This window comes from Jeotgalicoccus coquinae, from assembly GCF_014207425.1.
GTDB classification, from domain to species: domain Bacteria; phylum Bacillota; class Bacilli; order Staphylococcales; family Salinicoccaceae; genus Jeotgalicoccus; species Jeotgalicoccus coquinae.
Genome location: NZ_JACHFF010000001.1, coordinates 847,813 through 873,664, shown reverse-complemented (window position 1 = coordinate 873,664; position 25,852 = coordinate 847,813). Strand labels below are relative to the sequence as shown.

The following is a 25,852-nucleotide window of genomic DNA, read 5'->3' as shown; positions in this document are numbered from 1 at the left end:
GAGTCTAATATTATAAATCCAAGTTTTTGAAACGATCTCCGAATACGTCACCTAAAGTTGGTGCGTCGTCGTCAGTATCATCTGTGTAAACTTGTGTATTTTCTTCGCGCTTAGCCTGTTTCGGCTTAGCCGGAGCTGATTCTAAAGCTTTAATTGATAATGAAATTTTCTCGTTGTCTGAATCCAGACCGATGATTTTCACTTCAATTTCCTGTTCTTCTTTCAGTACGTCTCCCGGTACGTTAACGTGTTCGTGTGCAATTTCAGAAATGTGCACAAGACCTTCAACACCAGGTTCAACTTCAACGAAAGCACCGAAATCAACTAAGCGTTTAACAGTACCTGTTAAAACATCGCCTGTGTTGTGCGCATCGATAAATTTGTTGAACGGAGATTCGCCTGCCTGTTTAACAGATAAGCTGATACGTTCCTGCTCAGGATTTACATCAAGAACTTTAACCTGAACTTTCTGTCCGATTTCAACAGCATCTTCGACGCTGTTTACACGGCTGTAACTTAATTCAGAAATGTGAGCAAGACCGTCTACGCTGCCGATGTTGATGAATGCACCGAAAGTAGTAGTGCGGACAACTTCACCTTCGATGATGCTGCCGACTTCCAGGTCTTCTAACTCAGCCTGGCGTTCTTTCGATTTCTCACCTTCAACGATACGTTTGCGGTTAAGAATTACTCTGTTTTTCTCCTGATCGATATCTTCGACTTTAACTTCCAGAGTCTGACCGTTGAATTGCTCAAGGTCTTCAATATATTCATCAGAAAGAAGTGATGCAGGAATAAATCCTCTCACGCCGACGTCCAGTACAAGGCCGGCTTTAACTGCTTCTACAACAGTACCTTCAAGCGTTGCATCAGCATCCTGTTTCTGTTTTAAATCTTCGTATGCTTTTTGTTCGTCGAGCTTGCGGATTGAAATAATAATGTTTTTAGCATCATCTTCAACTTTGATAACTGTTGCCGTGACTGCATCGTCAAGTGCAATAATATCATTCGGGTGCTCGATACGTTTGTTTGTAAGCTGACTGATTGGAATTATGCCTTCGTAATCAGAATCATCTACTTGAACTTTTACAAACTTGTCTTCGATGTTAAAAATCTTACCTGTTACTGTGTCTCCAACTGCAAACGGACTGTTTTCAGCCGTCTCAGTTTCGTTCTGTACTTCTTCGCTGTTGTCAGGTGCATCGTTTACCTGTGTTTCTTCAATGTTTGATTCTTCGTTCTTAATGTCTTCTGTCGCCATGTGCTTGCCTCCAATTACTATACAATGTATATATTTAACTTCTTACAATTCGAACCTTTTGTCAAGTGATTATTCAGAAAATAGTAAATTGTTAAGATTTTTCTCCAATTCACGTGTTAAATCTTTGCGTGTATTTCCTGCGGCAAGAAATTCTTTAGTATTAATCGGCTTGCCGTATATTATTGTAACACCCTTTTTACGATTATACTCGCCTTTAATAATAACGGGTACAATCGGTGCTTCGGATTTCGAAGCGATAAAGCTCGCGCCTTCCTGCAGATTCTGCAGTTTCGACACGTCGCCTTTGTTGCGGCTTCCTTCAGGGAAAATTAACAGACAGCGGTCTTCTTTTAATGCATTGATCGAAGTTTTAAGTGCTGATCTGTCACTTTTTCCGCGTGACACCGGAATAGCATTCAGGTTCGGGAATGCTTTACCGATGACCGGCAGCTCGAACAATTCTTTTTTCGCAAAGAACGACAGCTGACGGCGGAGTCCGAGACCGATAAGCGGCGGATCGAAATCCGACACGTGGTTGGAACAAAGCATCACCGGACCGTCCGACGGTACTCTGTCTGCGCCGATGAACGTCATTTTAAATCTAAATTTGTAATATACTTTTAATAAAAATTTCGCAAATTCATACATCATTTATTGTACCTCCAGTTTGTCTTTCACCAGCTGAATAATTTTTGCTTCGGCTTCTTCAATCGATAAATGGCTCGTATCGAGAAGCACTGCATCGTCAGCCTGTACAAGCGGTGAAATTTCTCTTGTGCTGTCAATCTCATCGCGGCGGATAATTTCCGCTGTCAGAGTTTCAAGATCGATGTCGTTGCCGCGTGCAGTTTCTTCAAGAAGTCTGCGTTCGGCTCTGACTTTCGGTGACGCCTGCATAAATATTTTAACTTCTGCATCAGGCAGCACTGTCGTGCCGATATCCCTGCCGTCCATTACGACGCTTGACGTCGTGCTGATTTCACGCTGCATATCGACCAGATAAGTTCTGACTTCGCCGATTGCCGCGACACGGCTCACGTTATTTGTAACTTCCGGTGAACGGATTTCTGCAGAGACATCTTTATCGTTTAAGTATACTTCATCGTTGATGCCGAATGTAATGTGGACATGATTACTGATATTCTGAATGATGTCGTCCCCGTGCTCCAGTACGTACAGCGTAACTGCACGGTACATTGCACCCGTATCAATATATAGATACTCTAATTTTTTTGCGACGCGTTTTGCAATTGTACTCTTGCCGGCTGCAGCCGGACCGTCAATTGCGATGCTGATATGTGACATTTAATGGCCTACTTTCATTTACGGTATTATAAGTTCCTGTCCGACAGTCAGGTTGTCCGGTGTGACACCGTTCGCTTCCATGATGCGCTGAACGTTCTCGGCACTGCCGTCGCCGTAGTACTGAATCGCAATACGGTAAAGGTTATCCTGTGCCGTTACGACGTGTGATGCATTTGCATTTTGTGTTTCTGATGAATCCGAATCAGTGTCTGTTTCAGTCTCACTCTCTGCCGAATCAGTTTCAGGTTTTGTTTCTGATGCCGATTCCGGGTCTTCTTCAGCTGAGTCAGAATCTTTATCTTCTGCTGCTTCTTTTTTTGCAGCGCTGTCTGATGCCGCATCTTCTTCATCAGAACCATCTTCCTTGCTCCGGATCGCAGCAAGTGCTGCATCTTCCAGTTCGAGAAGTTCTTCCTGTGAATAGTTTGCTTCAATATTTTTCGAGCTTAGATCTTCATTGCGGTTTTCAGCCAGGCGCCGTTCGAGCTCGGCTTTTTGAGCTTCAAGCTCTTTGTTGATTTCTTCATTCGATTCTTTATCATCTGCTGCTTCACTGTTTTCAGCTGTCTCTTCAGAAGAGTTCTCGCTGGCGAGCTGAATTTCATCGTTCAGCGACGGCCAGAAGTTGGAAAATATTAAAAATGCCAATAAGACTGTGAGCGGAAGTAAAATCAGAACAGCAAAACCCCATGGAAGCATGCGTTTCTTTTTGTTCCCGTTTTCCTTCTCAGGCTTCTTCGATGCCGCCTTCGCAGCACCGATGCTGCCAAGTTTCTCTTTCGATATCTTAAGCTCATTCTTAATCCGTTTCTGATACTTAGCTAAAGTTCCGGCAAATAATGCTTTCCCTTTCGCTGCATTCTCAGCGCTGAAATATCCTTTCAGCTTACCGGTAATGTTATTTTCTTTCTGCTGCTGTTTTTTCGGCGGCACTTTTTTATCCGGCTGTTTGTGTTCGCCGGCCTCTTTGGATTTATGTCGTGCACTGCGGCTCAGAGTTTCTTTTTTTGGTTCATTTGCCTTTTTGTTACCTGCACCTGTTTTACTAGATTTCTCATCCTGTGCACGCTTATGCTTAATATCTTTGTAAAAATCATCTTTCATAGCGCATTCTCCTAGTAACTTGATTCTTGATTTAATTATATATTGTTTGTATGGACATTTAAAGAGTTATCATACTTCCGGCGTATTGTTCACGAGTTCAATGATTGTTCATTGATAAATTTTCGATTTTCTCTTAATATTAGTTATGAACTAATCGTAAACGTTAAGAGGTGAAATATATGAGCGCAAAACAGTACACAATAGTAGACCAAGATACTTGTATCGCATGCGGCGCGTGTGGTGCAGCGGCACCAGATATATATGATTACGATGACGACGGCATAGCTTACGTCATTTTAGATGAAAACAAGGGCGTCACAGCAGTGCCAGATGACCTGCTCGAAGACATGGAAGACGCATTCGACGGCTGTCCAACAGACTCAATTAAAGTTGAGGATGCACCATTCGACGGTGATCCATTAAAATATGAATAAATTTTAACAGATAAAAGGATGAGGCCGCAGGTCTCGTCCTTTTTTTGTTATGGATGATGAAGGATTTTGTACTTTGAGCGGCTTTCGGATACGACGGTGATCCGGTGTCGTACTTTAACACGCTTTCGAATACGACGGTGATCTGACGTCGTACTTTAACACGCTTTCGGAAACGACGGTGATCCGGTGTCGTACTTTAACACGCTTTCGGATACGACGGTGATCCGGTGTCGTACTTTAACACGCTTTCGGATACGACGGTGATCCGGCGTCGTACTTTAACACGCTTTCGAATACGACGGTGATCCGGTGTCGTACTTTAACACGCTTTCGAATACGACGGTGATCTGACGTCGTACTTTAACACGCTTTCGAATACGACGTTGATCTGACGTCGTACTTTAACACGCTTTCGAATACGACGTTGATCCGGTGTCGTACTTTAACACGCTTTCGGATACGACGTTGATCCGGCGTCGTACTTTAACACGCTTTCGAATACGACGGTGATCTGACGTCGTACTTTAAAACGTCCAAATGGCTAACTTCATCCCACAGTAGTCCTCTATCCCTAAAAAAGCCGCACACGCACACATACAACCCCACCCCAAAACAAAAAGACACCCGGCACTTTCTTCAGTACCGGATGACTCTCCAATTATTATCTGTTCATCAGAACAGGGATTGCTTTTTTATAAATTACATAACATACCAGACTCAGAATAATCCCTTTAACGATATTGAACGGGATAATTCCCGCTGTGATTACCGTACGCAGGTTATTGATAACGTCTGTCTGGTCGACAATCATGCCGTATGCCGGCAGCAGCACAAAGTAGTTCAGCACTGCAAGTGCGAGTGTCAGCACAATCGTTCCTGCAACGAATCCCATAATAAGACTTTTCGCTGTTTTACGTTTGTAATAGAAAAAGTATACAGGCAGCAGGAATGAAAATGCTGCAAGCAGGTTTGCTATCGGTCCGATTGGTTCGCTGGCCATCAGTATGCTGTACAGCACGATTTTCATAATGATGATTAATGATCCGCCGATGCCTCCGAACATTATGAATCCGATAAAGGGCGGGATATCTGATAAATCAAGCATTAAGAATGGCGGCAGGAACGGCAGCGGAAATTGTATCAGCATCAGAATGAATGCCAGTGCACTTAATATACTGATGTAAATAATCTTTCTCAGGCGCTGTCTGTCCAAGTGGCTCATTCCTTTCTATTCTTTAGGTAGTTTTATTGTAAATGTCGTACCTTCTCCGAAGATGCTGTCTGCTGTAATCGTCCCGCCGTGCTTCGTGATAATGTTGCTGACGATATACAGACCAAGTCCGGTACCGTGTTTTCCTCTCGTCCGCGCCTCGTCCACTTTATAAAAGCGCTCGAATATATGCTTAATATTTTCGCGTTTTATGCCGGTTCCGGTATCGCTGACTTTAATTTCCACACAGCCTTTTTCATCTTCTGCAATATTTATTGTAATCACATCGCCCGCTTTTGTATAGCGTATTGCATTATCGATTAAATTCGTAAAGACCTGATTCAGTTTATCGTAATCGAAAGGAAACTCGACTGCTTCTTTGCCGCCGGTCACATTCAGTTCGATGCCGTTGTCTTTCAGTTTGTAATCGAAACGCTGATAAAGTTCGCCGAGCAGCGCATTAAAGTTCTGCGGTTTAATGTCGTAAAGCACATCGTCCGAGTCCATGCGTGCAATGATTAAGAGTTCGGACACGAGCTTGTTCATGCGGTCGGATTCGTCTTTAATAATCGATACCATTTCCTTCACTTCTTCAGGCTCTGTAACGATATCGTCGAGCAGTGCTTCAGAGTACCCGCTCAGCATCACCATCGGTGTTTTAAGTTCATGCGACACACTTGATATAAAGTCGGTACGCATTTTCTCCGTATTGTATTCGTCGGTAATATCACGGATCAGCACGGTGACACCGTTCTGTTCTTCCAGTGATTTAACCGGCGACATCGCAAGCTGCAGATGCAGGTCTTCGATATCCAGACGTTCAAGGTGATTATCATCTGATTCCGAGACATCCTTTATAAGGCGTTTAAAGTACTCAAATTCCTCACCGTACTGCTGGAAGAGCTCGTAGTAGCTCCGGCCCCGATCGTTCGAGTAGACAGGCTCTGCGTCCGTATTAAAGTACATAATACCATTCGACAGAGATGAGAACACTGTTTCACGGAGGTTTTTCTCGTGTGTCAGTTCTGTAATCGTGCTTTTAATGTTGTTGTTCATCTTGTTAAACGCGAGTGTCAGTTCGCCAATTTCATCGCGTGATGTTACTTTCAGCTGATTGTATTTACCGCCTGCTGTTGAGAACGATGAGTTCTTCAGCGCAATCAGCGGTTTTGTAATTCTCGATATCAGGAAGAATGCAAAGAATGTTGTAATCAGGAACAGGACGGCCGCTGTAATAATTAAAATAATTAAGACTGTCAGAAATGACTGATTCAGCGCATCGAGATCACTGTATTTAATAATCGCTGTGTCCGATTCGAAGTACTCGCTTAAGTCGGATACTTTGACCATGAACTCACGATCGTTAATATCGTGCACGATAAACGTGCTGCTCTGAAGATTGGATGTTGTAATCTCACTGTATATCTCCTCGGCAACCTGGCTGTCTCCCGCGATAAACTGCCCGTCCGAGTATATAATCAGGTTTTCTTCGGCTGCAAGGTATGAATCATTTAAATCGAGCGTATGATTACTGAGAACCACATTTTCAATCCGCGTCAGCTCTTCTGTGAGATTATCTTCTGTAGTGCTGAGCGCATAGTTTCTGAAGTAAAAGCTCAAAATGATCGATAATATAATTAAAACTGTAGTCACTATCATTAAGATAGTAAACCACAGTTTAGTTACAACGCTGGAGAAAAAACTCATTTGTCATTAACCTCGAATTTATAGCCGATACCCCAGACAGTGTGAATCATCTGGCTCGCCTCAGGTGAAACTTTATTCAGTTTCTCACGGAGACGCTTCACGTGCGTATCGACTGTTCTTAAATCGCCGTAGAAGTCATAGTTCCAGACTTCCTTCAGCAGTTCTTCGCGGTTAAATACTTTATCGGGACTCTTTGCCAGGAATAATAAGAGTTCGTATTCTTTCGGTGTTAAATTAACTTTTTTATCATCAGCGAGGACGCGGTGTGCGTCGTTGTCGATGACGAGATGTTCATACACAATCATATCTTTCGCTGATGAATCTTTTTCGATAAATGCCGTTTCAGAAGAACGGCGGAGGATTGCTTTTACTCTGAGCACGACTTCGCGCGGTGAAAAAGGCTTAACGATATAATCGTCTGCGCCGACTTCAAGACCTTCAACGCGGTCTGCTTCTTCACCTTTGGCTGTCAGCATAATGACGGGTGTTGATTTTTCCTTGCGCAATTCTTTCGCAACTTCAATCCCATCCATTTCAGGCATCATCAGATCGAGCAGAATACAATGGAAATCTTCCTGTAAAGCAAGCTCCAGTGCTTCTTTTCCGTCTCCGGCTTCAGTAATTTCGTACCCTTCTCTCGTCAGGTACAAATTAAGCAATTTACGAATACGTTCTTCATCATCTACTAAAAGTATTTTTTCTGCCATAATAACCCTCTTTTCATATTATGCGTACGAATGCAGGCCGGCTACAATTAAGTTAATCGCAATCAGGTTAAACAGAATCAGAATGAACCCGCCTACGGCTAACCATGCAGACTTCTCGCCTTCATAACCGCGGTTTAAGCGGAGGTGAAGGAAAATCGTGTAGAACATAAATGTAATGAATGCCCACGTCTCTTTCGGATCCCAGCCCCAGAATCTGCTCCATGCAATCTGAGCCCATATTGCAGCGAAGAAAATACCTCCGAGTGCAAACAGCGGGAAACCGATAATAACAGAACGGTAGCCAATTTCATCCATCAGTGCAAGATCGGCTTTTTTAGTTAACGGTTTAGTCAGTGCAAACAGACGTTTTCTAATAATCAGACGGACGATGCCGTAAGTAACCAGACCGATAATAATTGACCAGAGCACTGTATTTAAAGTGTGCGCTTTAATAACCGGCGGCAAATCAATTCCAAGGTGGAAGTGGTCAGCCGGTTCGTATTCATTGTCGCCGAGATGCGTGACCGGTATTGCATCATTGTAGTTTACAAGACTTGGGAGATGGTATTCAGCAATGACCTGCTGTCCCTGCTGATCAGTATAGTAGAACTCATCATTGTAGCCGACGATGTTCTGCATAACTACTGTTGTTACCATGTACATCACAACTGTCAGAATACCAAACATGATAGCTTCCAGCCAGCGTGCGCGCCATGAATTTTCATCTGCAGGAATAGCCTTTAATAAGTAGATAAGTCCTGCTACTGCACTCATTGACAGTATACCATAAGACAATGTCACAGTAATAACGTGAATAGCCAGCCAGCTGCTCTGCAGTGCAGGGATTAACGGCTGGACGTCTGTTGAGAACAGACTTCCGTATGCTAAAAGAAGCAGTGACACCGGAATCGCAAACAGACCGAATACTTTCGTTCTGAAATAGTGATACGTAATTAAGTATCCCCCGATCAGCATGATTGAGAACATCGCGATAAATTCATACATGTTTGAAACCGGAGCATGTCCTGTCGCCATCCAGCGCAGAATGAAGTATGCGAGTTCCAGCACGAATGCGATAATAATCATCCAGATCGCGATTTTTTCGAATTTGTGTGATTTAGATTTTGATTTAATACTTATGCTCAGCGGTATCAGTGATACCAGAAGCATAAGGAAAGCAATAAATATAAGTGTATTACTCAGTGATAAAAATGTTGCATCCATAAATTAAACACTATCCTTTCAGCTTGTCATTTTCCTCTTTTGCCTGTTTGTCGAATACTTCGTGAAGGTTGTGGGACTTAAGTACCGCGTCCATTTCCTTCTTCATGCCGAAGTAGTTTTTATTTGTGTGAGCGGCCAGATTCATCGTTCCGTCTTCTGCATTAATCCATATTCTGCGGTGATTAATGTACGAACCGATAAACAGCCCGATTAGGAAAATAACAAATCCTGTCGCAATAATCGGCATTGCCAGGTCTTTTTTCAATGTCAGTACACTCGCCATGTGCTCTTCTGCTTCGACGAATTTAATGCTGTATTCGTTCTCCGGAGTAATATCCGTTGAGTTCATGATCTGCAGGAGACTGAGTTCGTTCTTATCTCCCGCCGCAACTTCAAAGACGAATGCCGGATTAGTCGGTACCGGTGTTGCAGAAATCAGCGTACCATTCTCATCGATTTCCAGGAAGTCCGGTGAATAGGCCTTCATGTTAATCGTGATATCTTCCGTAATTTCGTAACTGTCTGCCGGATCATCGAGACTGACTTCGAAGTTTTCACCAAGGACGTTGCCTTCTGAATCTTCAAGTCTGAACGTCATCGATTTCATCTGCGAGTTATCGTAACTTGACTGATACAGTTCGTAATCGTCAAAGCGGTACGGATGGTTTACGCGGATGCTGTAGTCTTCGATTTCTTCAAGTTCCGGTGAAGAACCGACGATATCCGCTGTTTTGTTTTCAAACATCGTAATGTCCGTCTGGAAGTTACTGATTGTCATTGCCTGGTTGTTTTGCAGCGACTGGTCAAATACTGTACCGGATTCTTCATCGTATGTATCCAGTGTGAAACCGTCGTTCCGCATGTAGTATTTGCCTTCAGTTGTCGGAATGCTTACTGTCTCGCCTTCCTGTGCGTATATAATTTCATCGATATACACACCCGGGAAGAATCTCAGCATGCTGCCGATAAGAAGAATGATTAACCCTGTGTGGTTAATATAAGGGCCCCATCTCGACAGGCGTCCCTTTTCAAACAGATAGTGATTGCCGTCTGTTCTCAGTTTGTACTTCTTCGCTTCAAATGACTTCGCAAGTTCAGGTGCGATGTCTGCTGAATCATATTCTGTAAACAGGCGCTGGCGTTTAAAGAATGAAGCGTGTTTTTTAACGCGCTGGTTCTTTAACGATTTATACAGCGGCACCCCGCGGTCAATACTTGCAGCAACAAGTGACAGTGCGAGCATTCCCATTAACAGTACGAACCACCATGAAGAATAAAGCTGTGTAAAGCCCAGTTCATAATACAGTCTTCCGAATGTACCGTATTGTTCTGTGTAGTGCTGCAGCGGGTCTGCACCGATAGGAATGAAATATTCCTGCGGGAGAATTGTCCCGACGGCTGCGGATATCGCAATCAGTGCGATAATACTTACCCCGACTTTAATGGAAGTGAAGAAGTTCCAGATCTTATCAAAGATACTCTGTGAGCGGACTTTCGAACGCACGGCACTTCCATCGTAGCGCATGAGGTCTTTAATTTTTTTCTTGTCGTAGTCTTCATTGATCATTTTACCGCACGACTGGCACAGCTGGGTGCCGGGCGGGTTATCGTGACCGCAATGACTGCATTTTATTTCTTTAAGTTCCATATTAGGTCATCCTATTCCAGAGATTCATCTATAAATGCGTAGATATCCTCTTTAGTCAGTTGATATTCCTGTTTTTTAACAACTTCGCCGTCTTTGTTAATGGCGATTGTCGTCGGCAGCGGACCGATATTGTAAGCTTTAGTTACACTTCGGTTCGTATCCAGTGCAATCGGGTAATCGAGATCTTCTGACAGACCTGAAATAAACTGTTCGATCTGCTGATTGTTCTCAGAGACGTTTACTGCGATAATCTCATAGTCTTCATGACCTTCGTTATAAACCTGGTTCATTTCCGGCATTTCTTCGCGGCAAGGTTTGCACCATGTTCCCCAGAAGTTAATAATGACACCTTTGTCTTTTGTTATTTCAGACAGCTGAATTTGTTCGCCGTCCAGTGTTTCCAGTTTAAAATCAACTGCTTCGTCCCCGACATTAACCGTTTGAGAGCCGTCCCTCAAATTTAAATATAACGTTAAGCCGAGCAGAGCGGCAATTGTAATAATAGTACCTGTACGAATAATTTTTCTAGTTCCTTTTTTCAACGTCAGGCCCCTTTCCAAATTGATATAAACCGCAATAAAATGCGTACGTAGCAATAATTATAACACTACACATTTTGTTGCGGTTTGACAGTATTATGACATTTAATTACTTACTTCTTACTGTTGGCAATAAGTTTCTTCACTTCGTGCGGTTTAAGGAAACGGTACTCGCCTTCTTTTAATCCGTCGAGTGTCAGGAAATCAAAGCGGATACGTGTAAGTTTCGTCACGTTTAAACCGAAGTGTTCAAACATTCTTCTGACCTGGCGGTTGCGTCCTTCGTGAATTGTTATTTCAAGAATCATGTCCTTGCCGCCTTTGTCGCGGATCACTTTCAGCTCACATGGTGCAGTTTTCCCGTCATCAAGTCTGATGCCGCGGCGCATTTCATCCTGCTGGTGACGAAGCAGGATACCGTCCGTTTTAACGCGGTATGTTTTCTTCATTTCGAATTTCGGGTGTGTCATCAGCTGCGTGAATTCACCGTCATTCGTTACAAGAAGAAGACCAGACGTATCGTAGTCAAGGCGTCCCACCGGGTAAAGACGGGCATCGATGTCGTGGAATATGTCGATTACTGTGTCGCGTTTTTTATCATCTTCTGCTGCTGAGATTTCACCTGAAGGTTTGTAGTATAAAATGTGTACGGGCTCTTCTTTAGTTAACTGAATGCCGTCAACCGTCACGCGGTCTTTGTCTGATACCTGCAGACCAAGTTCGGTAACGAGCTTGTCGTTAACGTAGACACGGCCCTCTTCAATCAGTTTGTCTGCTTTACGTCGTGAAGTAATTCCTGCGTCGGCAATTTTTTTATTTAATCGTGTAGTATTCATTAATTTTGCTCCTTTAAGCTATTGAAGAACAAGTCGATTTCTTCCTGTTCCGCTATCATATCATCTGCCGGTAAGTCATCTAAAGATTTCAGACCGAATAATTCCAAAAAGCTCTGCGTCGTTTCAAAATGCGCCGCCCGTTCGTCAGTTATGTTTTTCTTTTTCACCAACCCTTTATTGATCAGTGTTGAAATTGGACCGTCTGACACGATGCCGCGCACGCTTTCTATGCCGTTTCTTGAGATCGGCTGATTGTAGGCAATTATCGCCAGCACTTCGAGCGCCGCCTGTGATAATTTTTTCGCCGGCCGGTCAGCCAGCACCCTCTTGATGTATTTCTCCATGTTCTCTGTCGTCTTCAGGAAATACATATCTCCGTGACGCGAGATTGTTAAATGTTCTTTGTCGTATTTTTCGACTTCTATTTCCAGCTGCATTTTAGTAATCGGCACGTGCATCATGAGTGCCTCTTCACTTAAACCGAGGTCGCCGGCAATATATAATAAACCTTCGATAATGTTTATTTTTTCCATCCTTAAGCCAACCTTTCGAGCTCAAAATCATCTTCATCGATGCGCGTAATCTGATAGAGATTCTGACTGATATAATCTAATATAGTAATAAACACCTGCACCACTTTGCTGCGGGGTTCATCGAATGTGAGCAGTTCAGTCATTTTTAAAGACTTTGCATCTTTAAACTTCGACGCGATAAACTCCACTGCCTCTTCTTTCGTATAAACCTCGCGCGGAACGACGACATATGACTCTTCAGTCAGAGATACGCGGGACTTCACTTTGTTATATGCTTCAAGCAGGTCGTGAAGACTCAGCTCAAGTGTCTCGGTATCATCCTCGTCATTTTCGAATAAGTGCGGTGCTTTGACGAATTGAAGTCTGGATTCTTCTTTCAGTTTATTCAATTCTTCAGCATATAATTTATAATTTTGATATTCTATCAGTTGGGACATCAATTGCTCGCGGGGATCTTCGTAATCCTCATCGGCCATCGGCGGTTCCGGCAGCAGCATGTGACTTTTAATTTTCACAAGCTCGCTTGCCATTACGAGATAGTCGCTCGCAACGTTGAGTTCAAGATCTTTCATCTGATTGATATATTCCATATACTGCTCAGTGAGCATTTTCATCGGAATATCATAAATATCAATTTCAAGTTCTTTTATCAAATGAAGGAGCAGATCGAGCGGTCCTTCAAAAACATCTAATTTAACTTTATAAGCAGTCATTACAAAACCTCAATTTCAGGAGTGATACGTATCGATAAAGAAATACTTTTACAATTCTTTAACGAATTAATTATAAAGCAAGATTACTTCGAATGCCATGAAATCATGGAAGAAGCATGGAAAGACAAGGAAAACTTTACGAAAGAAGACCCCGAGGTGTTTTTTGTACTTATCGTAACCGGTGAATATCATTACAGGCGCGACAATATTACCGGTGCAGCGACATCGTATAAACGCGCACTGAAACTATACGAAAAACACGAATACGACGTGACTGCGTTCGGATTTGGTGAAGACTTTATGGACATGATCCGCGCACGGTTCAGTGCACTCGCCGAAGTGCCGTTCACGCCGATGCAATATCCGGTGGACAGCCGGGTGTACGAGTCACTTTATGAAATGTATAAAGACGATTACGAATCATACAGTGCGTTTACACTCGAAATACTCAACCGTTTTGAAAAAGATGAGCACATTATCCACCGTCACCGCCTGCGCGACCGCGAAGATGTGATTGAAGCACGGCTGGAGGCACTGAACCGGAAGCTGGAAAAACGGAAGAGATAGTTTTAATGCGGATTATGTCCGTCATTGGGACGAATACGCGTATTTGTCTCAATGCTGGTTGTTCGTTGAGATATTTAAGTATATTTGTCTCAATGCTGCATGTTCATTGAGACATTAATAAATAATCATCCCATTGTATCCTGCTCATTGAGACGTAAACCGGTAATCGTCCCAATGAGCATTTTTCATGCGGTCGAATACGAATAATTAACCTGATGAACAACCTTCATACGGTTGAACACAATTTATCGACCGCATGAACGAGTTTCATCAGGCCGATAACAGACTTTCAACCGCATGAGCCGTTATCCGGCTCTTTTTTTAATCCCCAAAAACAAAAAAAACGGTTTAAACACCTTAAAATAAAGGTGTTTAAACCGTCTATCCTGCCCGCTTATTCAATTACACTAAAAATATCCAATACATGAATCCCCAGAATATACTTACCACGAGTAATCCTATGAATACAAAATATTTTCCTTTTTTCATTTATTTAATTTCCTTTAGGAAGCTCGTTCCGTGTGTTTCGTAATCCACACCGAAGTTTTCAGCGATCGTTGCAGCGATGTTGCTGAATGTCTGACACTGCTCAATTTCACCAAATTTAAGTTCCCTGCCTGTTGTAATTAACAATGGCACATATTCTCTTGTGTGATCCGTCCCTGTATATGTTGGGTCGTTTCCGTGGTCTGCAGTAATGATTAATAAATCATCTTCAGTCAGTTTCCCGATTAATTCAGGGAGTCTGTCATCGAATGTTTTTAATGCATTACTGTAGCCGACCGGGTCACGGCGGTGGCCGTATTCCGCATCGAAGTCCACAAGGTTAAGGAATGACAGTCCGTTAAAGTTACGGTCCATTACCTGAAGCAGCTTGTCGACACCGTCGTCGTTGTTTTTCGTGCGGACAGCGTCTGTAATTCCGCTTCCCGTAAAGATATCGTTAATCTTGCCGATTGCGATAACATCTTTGTCATCGTCTTTCAGCGCGTTCAGTACAGTTCTGCCGAATGGCTCAAGGGCATAGTCATGACGATTTTCCGTACGTTTGAATTCACCTTTTTTAGAACCGACGAATGGACGTGCGATAACACGGCCGACTAAGAACTCAGGTGCTTTCGTCATTTCACGTACTTTTTCACAGATGTCGTAGATTTCTTCAAGCGGGATAACTTCTTCGTTTGCTGCGATCTGAAGTACAGGGTCGTTTGATGTATAGATGATTAAGTCCCCTGTTTCCATCTGGTGTTCTCCGAATTCTTCGATGATATCAGTTCCGCTCGCCGGTTTGTTGCCGACGATACCGCGGCCTGTTGCTTCAGTGATTTTGTTCAGCAGTTCGTCAGAAAATCCGTCAGGATATACTTTGAAGGCAGTATCGATGTTCAGACCGGCAATTTCCCAGTGTCCTGTCATCGTGTCTTTACCTTTAGATACTTCCTGCATCTTCGTATAAAAACCTGTTGTGTTGTCTTCTTCGTCAACACCCGGCAGTTTATCGATGTTGCCTAAACCTAATTTTGAAAGGTTCGGCAATGTGTTCGGATGCGTTTCTAATGTATGTTTTAAAGTATGCGTGCCCACGTCTCCGAATTCTGCAGCATCCGGTGCTTCACCGATACCGACTGAATCAAGAACGATTAAATGAATTTTTTTGTACATAATAAATTTACCTACTTTCTTGGATGGAACTGCTTATACATTTCTCTGATTTTTGTTGCAGAGATTTGTGTGTACACCTGTGTCGTTGAAATATCGGAATGACCGAGCATTTCCTGAACTGCGCGGAGGTCCGCACCGTTTTCGATTAAATGCGTCGCAAATGAATGTCTGAATGTATGCGGCGTAATGTTTTTATTGATGCCGCTGATCAGCACATACTTCTTAATCGTCTTCCATAATCCCTGACGGGTGAATCCTTTACCTCTGTTCGTAAGAAACAGTATATCAGTATTTTCGTGTTTTAATAACGTTAAACGCTGATTTTTTATATAATTATTTAATTTATCCGCCACATATTCGGTCGTCGGGACGATTCTTTCCTTGTCACCCTTACCGTATACATGAATAAAACCCATTTCCAGATTCAGGTCGCTGAGCTTTAAATTAATCAGTTCACTGACTCTTAGACCGCTCGCATACAAAAGTTCCATAATCGCGTTGTCGCGTATACCCTGTGCCGTGTTATCCGGAGAATGCAGCAGTGTTTCCATTTCTTCAACGGTCAGCACTACCGGCAGTTCGCGTTCTTCTTTAGGCGTATTCAGTCTGAGCGCAGGGTTCGTATCGATGACCTGCTCCAGCTGCAAAAACTGATGAAAGTTTCTGAGCGTCGACTGTACGCGCCTGATTGTTTTATTGCTCTTGCCGTTTTCTGATAAAAACTGTAAAAATGTTACGAGGATTTCTGTCGTAATTTGCCCGACACCCGTAACATTTTCATCAGTTAAATATTGATCGTATTGTTTTAGATCCTGTTTGTATGATGATATTGATGCATCACTTAAACCACGCTCGATTTTTAAATACGTTAAGTATTCATCGATATAACGGTTAAGCATCTGTGTTTCCTTCTTTCTCTTTGCATAATTTGCAAACACCGTGGAAAGTTAAACGGTGATCGATAATGTCGAAATCAAAATCGCGTGTCACGATTTTTTCAACATCCGTCAGCAGGTCTTCTTCAATTTCTTCCACCGAACCGCAATGTATACAAATTAAATGGTGATGAAAGTGCTGCGCACCTTCTTTTCTGAGGTCATATCTTGAAACACCGTCGCCAAAATTCACCTTGTCGAGTACATTCAGTTCATTTAAAAGCTCAAGTGTACGGTATACTGTTGCCAGTCCGATTTCCGGATACTTATCTTTAACTTTCATAAAAACATCTTCAGCACTCAAATGAGAGCTCTCATTTTCAAGCAATACTCTCACAGTGACTTCCCGCTGTGGAGTTAATTTATACCGAGCATCGTGTAATGCCTCTTTAATTCGCTCAATTCTTTTTTCCACAACTGCACCTTCCAACTTTCTTAATCTTATTGATAACAATTATACAGAAGATAGTTCATTTTTCAAAACTATTTGTAATGATTATAAATAGCCGTTCGACAGCAGAACATGGTGCACTGCAACCAGTGTTTTACCGTCCCTGAACTCGCCCTTGTGCATTCTGTCTTTTAATTCCGTCAGCGGAACTTTTACGATATCGAGAAATTCATCATCTTCCAATTGAGAATCACTGAATGAAACATCTGCCGCTTCATAAAGATGAATCAATTCGTTTGAGAATCCGGGTGATACATAAAATTCGTAAAGCTTTTCAATTTTGTCCGATTCTCCGCCGATTTCTTCTTTCAATTCTTTCTTTACTGTTTCATCGGGATGTTCATCAATTTCAATTTTTCCTGCAGGAACTTCGAGCAGTACTTCTTCAGTTGAAATTCTGAACTGTTTGACGAAATACATCGATTCACCGTCCACCGCAATTACAGCGACGGCACCTTTATGATATACGACTTCCCTGTATGCTTCTTTGCCGTTCGGAAGCTCAACAGTCAGCTTTTTAACATCGATTATTTTACCGTCGTAAATATCTTCTCTGGATCGTGTATTCTCTATTAAATGTTCGTTGGAAATAGTCATCACCGCTTTTCAATATGTATCTTAAATATATCACATTATGTTATAAAAATAACGATTTGAAAAATAAATACAGGTGATATAATAATGTGTGACAGAAAGAATGGAGGATTCCAATGAAAAAATATTCTAAATGGTTTGCTGCGCTCTTCACTTCAGCAGCTGTGCTCTTTATATCGCTCGGCTACTTTGCTTCGAGCCAGATCATGTTTTTCAAGCTGCGCGACGTGGAAATTGTTAAACGCCGCGAAACCCGTGCCAAACGCATGAATATGGACGAATACGATAAACTTCCTAAAGACGTCGTTAACATACCTTCCCGGTTCGGCTACGACATCAGTGCATCGTTTATCTATCCGAATGATACGAATAAATGGGTAGTCATATGTCACGGCGTGTCAGAGAATAAACTCAGCTCGACGAAATACGTGAACCTGTTTAAAGACATGGGCTTTAACTGTGTCGTATACGATGCGCGGCGTCACGGCAGTTCCGGGGGTGTCGATTCTACATACGGCTTCTATGAAAAGTTCGACCTAGAAACAGTGATTGAGTACCTTCTTCAAAACTACGGCGATGATATCGAATTCGGTGTCCACGGTGAATCGATGGGTGCTGCGACGACCCTGCTTTACGCAGGAGAACTGTCGAATAAAGCGAAGTTCTATATTTCGGACGCCTCATTTGCGAAGTTCAGAGACCAGCTTGCACACATTTACTCATCATACTCACGGGTGGCATCACCGGTCGTGCTGCTGTTTACTTACCTGTTCTTAAAACTGCGCAGTAAATTCAGCATGTATCACGTATCACCGGTTAAAGTAGTCGACAGAATCGAACAGCCTGTTTTATTTATTCATTCAAAACGCGATTCATTTATTCCTTATGAAGCGTCAGTCGAATTGTACAAAAAGAAAAAGGGACCGAAAGAACAGTGGTATCCGGAACGCGGCAATCACGTGGAAAGCTACAACCGCAATCCAAAAATGTACCGTCAGACAGTCGCTGATTTTATTTCACATTACGCGGGATGGGAAGTTCGAAATAGTCATAAGCAATAACTGCGCGCCCTTCAAGCGAAGCGCTGACTTCTTTAATATCCTCATCCGTATAGCGGCTGCTTATATGAACAATCAGAAGCTGCTTATAATTTACATCTTCAAATACATCGAGCACGTGGTTAATTTCCGAATGGAAGTAATCATGTGCTTTTTCTCTTTCGTTATTCAGGAATGTCGCTTCGTGCACCAGCAGATCCGAATTCCTGATTGAATCGAGGTATTCTTTTTCTGTGTTTAGGCGCGTATCACCGTGGACTGTAATTTTACGGCCTTCAATCGTCTCACCGATAAAGTCCGGCGTTTCGTATATTTGTCCGTCATGGGTAAACGTTTCACTTGCTTTAATTTCACCGTAAACCGGTCCCGGTCTTATGCCGAGTTCACGGAGTTTATCAGTCTGAAGTTCACCGATCTGATTATCTTCTTTAAAAATATAAGCGTAGGATTCAATACCATGAGATAATGGAATGGCATGAACATCAAAATTATTCAGACGGATATCCATGTAGGGTTCAACCTCAACTACATCGAGCGGATAATTGAGTGCACTTTCCGAAATGCGGAATGTTGTTTCAATCCACTCTCTGAGCCCTTTTGGTCCGTATATTTTAAGCGGTATACCTTCCCCGCCCTGGAACGCTCTGGACGATAAAAATCCGGGCAGACCGAAAATATGATCGCCGTGAAGATGCGTAATAAATATGTTTTTTATTTTAGATGGTTTAATATGAGTATGAAGGATGCGGTGCTGCAGAGCTTCACCGGCATCGATTAAAATATATTCATTATATTCAAGCACGCAGTCAATGACAAAACTCTGCGTATTTCTATCTTTAGACGGGAGCCCTGCACCCGACCCCAAAACAGTAAATTTCATTTCGACACCTCGTTAATTAATTGCTTTATTATATCATATAATCAGTTGTGTTTTTCAGCCGCGGGTGGAATAATAAATAAGAGTACAATAAGTATAGGTGATTACATGGAAACGATCAGATTTGTAGAAAGATTCATCGTATATATTGAAGACCACCTCAGAGAAGAAATAGACTTCAGTGAGGTTTTGGAAAGTATGGGTGTGGAACAGAAATCATTTATGACGATATTTACATCTCTCGTCGGAATGACGCCGGCCCAGTACCAGGAAAAACGCTGCATGACGGAAATTGCTTATGAAGTTTACCAGGGACACAGACGTCTTGTGGATATTACCAAGTATTACGGATACCGCGACGTGGATAAATTTAAGAAAATATACACGCGTACATTCGGTATTCCTGTGCATGAGACAGAACGCAACATTAAGAAAATCGACCTGCTCGACTACATTTCATTTGAAGTCGTGCCGACGAAGAAACCGAAATACCCGTCGTACCGTACATTTGTTGAAAGCTTCCGTTTAATCGGGATTGCACAGTATTTCGATATCAACTCATACCAGTCAGGCTACAAGTATAAGTTCTTGAAAATACTCGAGCGCGACGGACTGATCGATGAAATACTCCGATACAACGACGGCTTCGTTAAAGGCATATTTGTGCAGGAACGGGTGATCGACGGTGAGATGGAAATATTCGTCGGGACAGCAAGTTACCAGCACACGCCATTTGACGAAACATTTACGGAATCGATGAACTACGAAATATTCGATACATCAGGTGCACCCGATGTCGAAATCGATAAAGTATACGAATATATATTCCGCAGATGGCACTTCAGAGAAGATGTCAACATGACATGCGACTTCTCGCTCGAACTCATTAAACACACTTATTCATTTGAAGACCTGGGAACCAAAATACAGGTGTGGCAGGCACTGGATGAATAATTTTTCAGAAACCGCTGAAAATCCTTTGGATTTTGGCGGTTTTTTTGTTGTTTGGCTGAGATATTGGGAACGCATTGGGATGATTAAGGGGTTTTGTCTTGATGAGGGGTGCCCGATGGGACGATAAAGAGTGTTTGTCTTAATGAAGGGTGCTCGATGAGACGAAAGCTGTTATTCGTCCCGATGAGCGAACCTCATACCATTAATAAATTGTTTTCAACCGCATGAGGGATTTTTATCTGGTTTTGGATTCCTATGAGCGCAGTTCATAGAACTTCCAACGACTCCGGCTCTCTATGAGCCATCCTCATAGAACTTCCGCCATCAAAATCCACAAAAAAGAACCGGGACTTCCGCCCCGGCTCCATCAATCATCAATCTATCCAATAATATTATTTACTTTCATTCGCGTAATGGACTTTAACGATTTCGACAATCAGTTCAGTCATCTTGTACAGTTCTTCAAGCGGCATACGTTCGCTTGTCGTGTGGATGTATTCATAGCCAACACCGAGAATTGCTGTCGGTACGCCCTGTCCGTGGAAGATGTTGCCGTCGCTGCCGCCGCCAAGACTGATAATATCAGATTCTCTGCCGATATTTTTAATCGCTTCAACCGCTGTTGTGATTACAGGGTCTTCTTTGGGTGCATGCAGTGCCGGATACATAACGTCTACCTGCACATCAGCGCTGCCGCCGAGTTCTTTAGCTGTTTCTTCGAATGCTGTTTTAATTTTATCTGATTCGGCATGCAGTTTTTCATCTGATAAACTGCGCACTTCCGCTAAAATTTCTACATTGTCTGCAACGATGTTCGTCGCCTGACCGCCTTTGATTGTACCGATGTTTGATGTTGTTTCGTCATCGATACGGCCAAGGTTCATTTTGCTTATTGCTTTTGCAGCAAGATTGATTGCACTGATACCTTTTTCAGGTTCAATTCCGGCGTGTGCTTTTTTACCGTAAATTGTCGCTTTAATTTTAGTCTGTGTCGGTGCGCGGTTAACAATCGTTCCAACCTGGCCGGTACCGTCTACTGCATAACCGAATTTACTCTTAATATTGTTAATATCGAGTGCTTTCGCTCCGATTAAACCAGTTTCCTCGCCGACTGTAATAATTACTTCCACGTCACCGTGGGGTATGTTATCTTCTTTAAGTACGCGTACTGCTTCGATAACTGCAGAAATTCCCGCTTTATCATCAGCGCCTAAAATTGTCGTGCCGTCACTGTACACGTAACCGTCTTCGATATGCGGCTTAACACCGATTCCCGGAGTTACTGTATCCATATGAACCATAAATGCTACCGGTGAAATATTTTCTTCGCCTTTAAGCGTGAAGATTAAGTTACCTGCACCGTAGCCTGTTACTTTCTGTGTGTCATCTTCAAAACCGGCAAGTTCAAGCTCATTTAAAAGATCAAGCAGGTAGTCCGCAACTTTGCGTTCCTGTCCTGATACCGAGTCGATTTGTACGATTTCCAAAAATTGTTCTGTCAGACGTTCTTTATTCATAAAAATATGCCTCCAGCAGTTGAAATGTTGATTTGTATTCATGTATAGTTAATTATAACAATAAATTCTTAAAGGTGATGGGCGAATGGGCAATAAAAAAGTTCAGAGATTTATCATATGGTTTATGGTAATTCTCATCGTAGTATCAGGCCTCTTAATGGGCGTCAGCTACTTAACTTCATTTTAATTAAATATCAGTATTAAAAACACCCTCTTTTGGCGTTTGCCGTTTGAGGGTGTTTTCTTTTTTATGCTTCTTTGCCGTGTTCTTCAAACCAGGCCTGAAGTCCTGTAATTACACTCATAATTTCATGGCCTTCAATTTGGTGGCGTTCAATCATATCGACGATCTTGCCGTCTTTGAAAAATGCGAACGATGGAGATGATGGTAAAAAGTCAGGTGCTTTATCGCGCATCTGTTCAGTTGCTTCTTTGTCCTGACCGGCAAATACAGTAAGTACCTGGTCCGGAAGCTTGTCGTAGTTTAAAGAGTGAATTGCTGCAGGGCGTGCAATACCGCCGGCACAGCCGCACACAGAGTTAACCATAACAAGTGCAGTACCCTCTTTGTTTAAGTGTGCATCAACTTCGTCAGGTGTAAGCATTTCTGTATAACCTGCTTCAGTTAATTCGTTACGTGCATTCTGAACTAAATCCTGCATGTATAAATTAAAATCTAATTCCATATTGAAAATCTCCTTTATACGACTAATTAAAAAGTCATGTCAGTACTGTTTATTTTAGCGAGCGCATGACTGTTTGTAAAGTTAATAAACCGAATCAGCGTCCGGATCGAGATTTTCAATTTTTTCTTTGACTGCTTTCAGGAACTGTCCTGCAACCAAACCGTCGAGTACGCGGTGGTCGATAGACAGACACAGATTCACCATATGGCGTGATGCGAGCATATCTCCGATAAACACCGGTTTCCTGACGATCGATTCAACTTGCAGAATTGCCACCTGAGGCTGGTTTATGATGCCCATGGACTGGACTGACCCGAAAGCACCTGTGTTGTTTACAGTGAACGTGCCGCCGGCCATATCGTCGCCTGTTAATTTATTTGAGCGCGCCTTGTTTGCAAGCGTGCTGATTGATTTTGCGATGCCCGTTAATGAACGTTCATCGGCATTTTTAATTACCGGCACAAAAAGCTTATCTTCATTCGCAACTGCGATTGATAAGTTGATATCGTCGTGAACGGTAATTGTGTCGTCGTCCCATGAACTGTTTAAAATCGGATAGTCTTTAAGCACTTCGGATACAGCTTTAACGAAGAAACTGAAAAATGTTAAGTTGTACCCTTCCTGCTCTTTAAAGCGTGCTTTATGTTTGTTGCGCAGGTTAACCATATTCGTCGCATCGACTTCCATCATCAGCCATGCATGCGGAATTTCAGTTGATGACTGCACCATGCGTCGCGCAATTTCCTTGCGTACACCGGATACTTTAATCGATTCCCCGCTCTTCACAGAGGCTGTCGCTGCCGGAGCTGCTTTTTCAGGTGCAGGCGTGCTTGCTGCTGCCTTTTGAGCCGGCTGCTCTGACGGTCCGTCAGCAAGGTATTTCTCAACGTCTTTTTTAGTAATGCGGCCGTTAAATCCTGTACCATGAAGTTCATCGATATTAATATTATGCTCACCGATTAAACGCATGACTACCGGTGACAGTCTGCGGTCACCCGACTGTTTTTTAACTGCAGGTTTATTCTGTTTTACAGGCTCGTCATCTTTAACAGCAGCAGTTTCTACTTCTTCCTCTTTCACTTCCGGTTCCGCAGCACCGCCGTCCACTTCAATTTTATAAATTGGAACGCCGACCTCCACTGTTTTCCCTTCTTCAACGAGGATTTCCGTAATTACACCGTCGTGCACTGAGGGCACTTCGGCAGTAACTTTCGCTGTGTTGACTTCACAAATCGGATCGTATTCGCTGACGTGATCGCCAACTTTGACCAGCCAGTTTTCTATCGTACCTTCGGTAACACTTTCACCGAGTTTCGGCATTGTAATTTCCGTCATGTTCGCCACCCCTTAATACTCGCTGAGTTCGAGCATTTTATTGTAAATTTTTTCAGGATTCATCATAAAGTAATCTTCCATCGGCGGTGCATAAGGCATCGAGGGCACGTCCGGGCCTGCGAGGCGCATAATCGGCGCATCCAGGTCGTACAGACAGTTCTCACCGATAATCGCAGATACTTCGCTGATCAGACTGCCTTCAAGGTTGTCTTCAGTAATAAGAAGTACTTTGCCTGTTTTCGAAGCTGCTTTAATAATCGCTTCCTTATCCAGAGGATAAAGAGTGCGCAGATCAAGAATCTCCGCCTGGTAACCGTCGTTTGCAAGCTGTTCTGCAGCCTGTATGGCGTAGTTGACGCACAGTCCGTAAGTAATCACAGTAATGTCATCGCCTTCGCGTTTAACGTCGGCTTTCCCTAATGGAATTGTGTAGTCGCCTTCAGGCACTTCGCCTTTTAACAGACGGTATGCTTTTTTATGTTCAAAGAACAATACCGGATCGTTATCTTTTATCGCAGCCATTAATAAACCTTTGGCATCAGCCGGTGTTGACGGTACGACAACTTTAAGCCCCGGAGTCGACACGAATATAGATTCGATTGACTGTGAGTGGTACAGCGCACCGTGGATTCCCCCGCCGAACGGCGCACGGATAACCATCGGCGCATTCCAGTCGTTATCCGAGCGGTAACGGACTTTCGCCGCTTCGTTTAAAATCTGGTTCACTGCAGGCAGAATGTATTCAGCGAACTGAATTTCCGCAACAGGTCTTTTACCCATCATTGCAGCACCGACACTCGTACCGACAATATTGCTTTCTGCGAGCGGTGTATCGAGTACACGCATTTCTCCGAACTTCTCCTGAAGTCCTTCTGTTACTTTAAAGACGCCGCCTTTTTTACCAACGTCTTCACCTAATACAAATACATCATCATCCTGCTCCATAGCGACAAACAATGCGTCGCGGATTGCATCGAGATAAGACAACTTAGCCATTGTTGACCTCCTCATAAACGTGTTTTAAAGCATGTTCCGGAGCGGCATAAGGTGCAGCTTCAGCAGCTTTAGTTGCTTTGTTTACAGTATCTTTAACGTCTGCTTCAACTGCTTCGAGCCAAGCTTCATCGATAACTTTTTCATCGAGGAGATACAGTTTAAATAATTCTAAACAGTCGTCTTCTTTATTTTTAGCAAGTTCTTCAGCTTCACGGTACTTATCATCATCATCTGACGAGTGAGGTGTTAAACGGATTGACATTGCTTCGATTAATGAAGCGCCTTCGCCGTTAACTGCACGCTCTCTTGCTTCCTGCATTACTTTGTAAACAGCGATCGGATCATTACCGTCAACCTGTTCACCGTGCATGCCGTAACCGATTGCGCGGTCAGATAATTTGTCTGCAGCATACTGCAGGTGTGCAGGCACACTGATTGCGTACTTGTTGTTTTCAATCAGGCAGATAAACGGCAGCTTGTGCACGCCGGCAAAGTTTAAGCCTTCGTGGAAGTCACCTTGTGATGTTGAACCCTCACCAAGTGTAGCCAGTGATACCCGTTTTTCTTTGTCCATTTTAAATACATAGCTTGCACCGACAGCGTGTGGAATCTGTGTCGTAACAGCAGAACCCTGCGTCATAATGTTGTTCGCTTTTTTACTGAAGTGACCGGGCATCTGGCGTCCGCCGCTCTGCACATCCGAACCGCGGGCGAATGCTGACAGCATCGTCTCTTCCGGTGTCATGCCGAAATGCGTAACAAGTGCAAGATCCCTGTAATAAGGGTTAATAATATCGACTTCTTTATCGAGTGCAAATGCAGCACCGACCTGTGTCGCTTCCTGACCCTGACATGAAATTACAAACGGCAGTTTACCTGCGCGGTTTAATAACCACATACGCTCGTCAAGACGGCGTGAGATAAGCATTGTTTTGTACATTTCCTGTAAGTCTGTTTCTGTTAAATCTGTTTCTTTATAAGATAACAAAAATTTCACCT

28 protein-coding genes are annotated in these 25,852 nt (G+C 43.0%); 5 read left to right on the top strand and 23 right to left on the bottom strand.

Annotated elements, in window-relative coordinates:
• Positions 1-10: 10 nt before the first annotated feature.
• The 4 genes from rpsA to HNR41_RS04295 form a co-directional block, all read right to left on the bottom strand.
• Positions 11-1,261, bottom strand: coding sequence for a 30S ribosomal protein S1 (gene rpsA / locus HNR41_RS04310; protein ID WP_184282075.1), 1,251 nt, complete (start codon positions 1,259-1,261; stop codon positions 11-13).
• 69 nt (positions 1,262-1,330) lie between these two features.
• On the bottom strand, positions 1,331-1,912 hold the full coding sequence (locus HNR41_RS04305) for a lysophospholipid acyltransferase family protein (protein WP_184282073.1): 582 nt from the start codon (positions 1,910-1,912) through the stop codon (positions 1,331-1,333).
• Complete coding sequence (gene cmk, locus HNR41_RS04300; protein ID WP_184282071.1) at positions 1,913-2,566, bottom strand: (d)CMP kinase; 654 nt, start codon at positions 2,564-2,566, stop codon at positions 1,913-1,915.
• A gap of 18 nt (positions 2,567-2,584) precedes the next feature.
• On the bottom strand, positions 2,585-3,670 hold the full coding sequence (locus HNR41_RS04295) for a LysM peptidoglycan-binding domain-containing protein (RefSeq protein WP_184282069.1): 1,086 nt from the start codon (positions 3,668-3,670) through the stop codon (positions 2,585-2,587).
• A 179-nt stretch (positions 3,671-3,849) separates the two neighbouring features.
• On the opposite strand from HNR41_RS04295, the gene HNR41_RS04290 reads away from it, so the two are divergent.
• Positions 3,850-4,104 (top strand): ferredoxin, encoded by a 255-nt coding sequence (locus tag HNR41_RS04290; protein ID WP_026858083.1) that lies wholly within the window; start codon positions 3,850-3,852, stop codon positions 4,102-4,104.
• A gap of 661 nt (positions 4,105-4,765) precedes the next feature.
• Here HNR41_RS04290 and HNR41_RS04285 read toward each other — a convergent pair.
• The 9 genes from HNR41_RS04285 to HNR41_RS04245 all read right to left on the bottom strand — a co-directional run bounded on the left by HNR41_RS04285 (position 4,766) and on the right by HNR41_RS04245 (position 13,221).
• Positions 4,766-5,326 carry an ECF transporter S component gene (locus tag HNR41_RS04285; protein WP_260399570.1) on the bottom strand — a complete coding sequence of 187 codons (561 nt, stop codon included), beginning with the start codon at positions 5,324-5,326 and terminating at the stop codon, positions 4,766-4,768.
• A gap of 6 nt (positions 5,327-5,332) precedes the next feature.
• A complete protein-coding gene (locus HNR41_RS04280; RefSeq protein ID WP_229714916.1) occupies positions 5,333-6,973 on the bottom strand; it encodes a sensor histidine kinase in 1,641 nt (546 codons plus the stop codon).
• A 44-nt stretch (positions 6,974-7,017) separates the two neighbouring features.
• Positions 7,018-7,728: a response regulator transcription factor gene (locus HNR41_RS04275; RefSeq protein WP_184282063.1), complete on the bottom strand. Its 711-nt coding sequence runs from the start codon at positions 7,726-7,728 to the stop codon at positions 7,018-7,020.
• Between the two features lie 18 nt (positions 7,729-7,746).
• The gene (gene ccsB / locus HNR41_RS04270) at positions 7,747-8,952 is read right to left on the bottom strand and encodes a c-type cytochrome biogenesis protein CcsB (RefSeq protein ID WP_184282061.1); all 1,206 of its coding nucleotides are present in this window, start codon (positions 8,950-8,952) and stop codon (positions 7,747-7,749) included.
• Positions 8,953-8,962: 10 nt separating this feature from the next.
• The gene (locus HNR41_RS04265) at positions 8,963-10,600 is read right to left on the bottom strand and encodes a cytochrome c biogenesis protein ResB (protein WP_184282059.1); all 1,638 of its coding nucleotides are present in this window, start codon (positions 10,598-10,600) and stop codon (positions 8,963-8,965) included.
• Positions 10,601-10,611: 11 nt separating this feature from the next.
• The gene (gene resA / locus HNR41_RS04260; RefSeq protein ID WP_184282057.1) at positions 10,612-11,142 is read right to left on the bottom strand and encodes a thiol-disulfide oxidoreductase ResA; all 531 of its coding nucleotides are present in this window, start codon (positions 11,140-11,142) and stop codon (positions 10,612-10,614) included.
• Between the two features lie 110 nt (positions 11,143-11,252).
• Positions 11,253-11,975: a pseudouridine synthase gene (locus tag HNR41_RS04255; protein ID WP_184282055.1), complete on the bottom strand. Its 723-nt coding sequence runs from the start codon at positions 11,973-11,975 to the stop codon at positions 11,253-11,255.
• The gene (gene scpB / locus HNR41_RS04250) at positions 11,975-12,508 is read right to left on the bottom strand and encodes an SMC-Scp complex subunit ScpB (protein WP_184282053.1); all 534 of its coding nucleotides are present in this window, start codon (positions 12,506-12,508) and stop codon (positions 11,975-11,977) included. The genes HNR41_RS04255 and scpB overlap by 1 nt, the downstream gene beginning before the upstream one ends.
• A 2-nt stretch (positions 12,509-12,510) precedes the next feature.
• On the bottom strand, positions 12,511-13,221 hold the full coding sequence (locus tag HNR41_RS04245; protein ID WP_184282051.1) for a segregation and condensation protein A: 711 nt from the start codon (positions 13,219-13,221) through the stop codon (positions 12,511-12,513).
• Between the two features lie 21 nt (positions 13,222-13,242).
• Between HNR41_RS04245 and HNR41_RS04240 the strand changes: the two genes are divergently transcribed.
• Positions 13,243-13,788, top strand: coding sequence for a DUF309 domain-containing protein (locus HNR41_RS04240; protein WP_184282049.1), 546 nt, complete (start codon positions 13,243-13,245; stop codon positions 13,786-13,788).
• A 489-nt stretch (positions 13,789-14,277) separates the two neighbouring features.
• On the opposite strand, the gene deoB is transcribed toward HNR41_RS04240, so the two are convergent.
• The 4 genes from deoB to HNR41_RS04220 all read right to left on the bottom strand — a co-directional run bounded on the left by deoB (position 14,278) and on the right by HNR41_RS04220 (position 17,433).
• Positions 14,278-15,450 carry a phosphopentomutase gene (gene deoB / locus HNR41_RS04235; RefSeq protein WP_184282047.1) on the bottom strand — a complete coding sequence of 391 codons (1,173 nt, stop codon included), beginning with the start codon at positions 15,448-15,450 and terminating at the stop codon, positions 14,278-14,280.
• An 11-nt stretch (positions 15,451-15,461) separates the two neighbouring features.
• Positions 15,462-16,349, bottom strand: coding sequence for a site-specific tyrosine recombinase XerD (xerD, locus tag HNR41_RS04230; RefSeq protein WP_184282045.1), 888 nt, complete (start codon positions 16,347-16,349; stop codon positions 15,462-15,464).
• A complete protein-coding gene (gene fur, locus HNR41_RS04225; RefSeq protein WP_184282043.1) occupies positions 16,342-16,800 on the bottom strand; it encodes a ferric iron uptake transcriptional regulator in 459 nt (152 codons plus the stop codon). Before fur ends, xerD begins: the two co-directional genes overlap by 8 nt.
• 81 nt (positions 16,801-16,881) lie before the next feature.
• Positions 16,882-17,433: an NUDIX hydrolase gene (locus tag HNR41_RS04220; protein ID WP_184282041.1), complete on the bottom strand. Its 552-nt coding sequence runs from the start codon at positions 17,431-17,433 to the stop codon at positions 16,882-16,884.
• Between the two features lie 113 nt (positions 17,434-17,546).
• Between HNR41_RS04220 and HNR41_RS04215 the strand changes: the two genes are divergently transcribed.
• Entirely contained in the window at positions 17,547-18,491 is a 945-nt protein-coding gene (locus tag HNR41_RS04215; RefSeq protein WP_184282039.1) for an alpha/beta hydrolase, read from the top strand.
• On the opposite strand, the gene rnz is transcribed toward HNR41_RS04215, so the two are convergent.
• Positions 18,442-19,368: a ribonuclease Z gene (gene rnz, locus HNR41_RS04210; RefSeq protein WP_184282037.1), complete on the bottom strand. Its 927-nt coding sequence runs from the start codon at positions 19,366-19,368 to the stop codon at positions 18,442-18,444. The genes HNR41_RS04215 and rnz overlap by 50 nt on opposite strands.
• Positions 19,369-19,473: 105 nt before the next feature.
• On the opposite strand from rnz, the gene HNR41_RS04205 reads away from it, so the two are divergent.
• Positions 19,474-20,319 carry a helix-turn-helix transcriptional regulator gene (locus HNR41_RS04205; RefSeq protein WP_184282035.1) on the top strand — a complete coding sequence of 282 codons (846 nt, stop codon included), beginning with the start codon at positions 19,474-19,476 and terminating at the stop codon, positions 20,317-20,319.
• 392 nt (positions 20,320-20,711) lie between these two features.
• On the opposite strand, the gene HNR41_RS04200 is transcribed toward HNR41_RS04205, so the two are convergent.
• A complete protein-coding gene (locus HNR41_RS04200; protein ID WP_184282033.1) occupies positions 20,712-21,836 on the bottom strand; it encodes a M20/M25/M40 family metallo-hydrolase in 1,125 nt (374 codons plus the stop codon).
• 85 nt (positions 21,837-21,921) lie between these two features.
• Here HNR41_RS04200 and prli42 point away from each other — a divergent pair, with 85 nt between their 5' ends.
• Entirely contained in the window at positions 21,922-22,023 is a 102-nt protein-coding gene (prli42, locus tag HNR41_RS04195; protein WP_184282031.1) for a stressosome-associated protein Prli42, read from the top strand.
• A gap of 61 nt (positions 22,024-22,084) precedes the next feature.
• Here prli42 and HNR41_RS04190 read toward each other — a convergent pair whose 3' ends face one another.
• From HNR41_RS04190 to HNR41_RS04175, 4 genes are all read right to left on the bottom strand, one after another.
• A complete protein-coding gene (locus HNR41_RS04190) occupies positions 22,085-22,522 on the bottom strand; it encodes a BrxA/BrxB family bacilliredoxin (protein ID WP_184282029.1) in 438 nt (145 codons plus the stop codon).
• Positions 22,523-22,603: 81 nt separating this feature from the next.
• Entirely contained in the window at positions 22,604-23,857 is a 1,254-nt protein-coding gene (locus HNR41_RS04185; protein ID WP_184282027.1) for a dihydrolipoamide acetyltransferase family protein, read from the bottom strand.
• A gap of 12 nt (positions 23,858-23,869) precedes the next feature.
• Entirely contained in the window at positions 23,870-24,853 is a 984-nt protein-coding gene (locus tag HNR41_RS04180; RefSeq protein ID WP_184282026.1) for an alpha-ketoacid dehydrogenase subunit beta, read from the bottom strand.
• Positions 24,846-25,841: a thiamine pyrophosphate-dependent dehydrogenase E1 component subunit alpha gene (locus tag HNR41_RS04175; RefSeq protein WP_308807838.1), complete on the bottom strand. Its 996-nt coding sequence runs from the start codon at positions 25,839-25,841 to the stop codon at positions 24,846-24,848. Before HNR41_RS04175 ends, HNR41_RS04180 begins: the two co-directional genes overlap by 8 nt.
• Between the last annotated feature and the right edge of the window lie 11 nt (positions 25,842-25,852).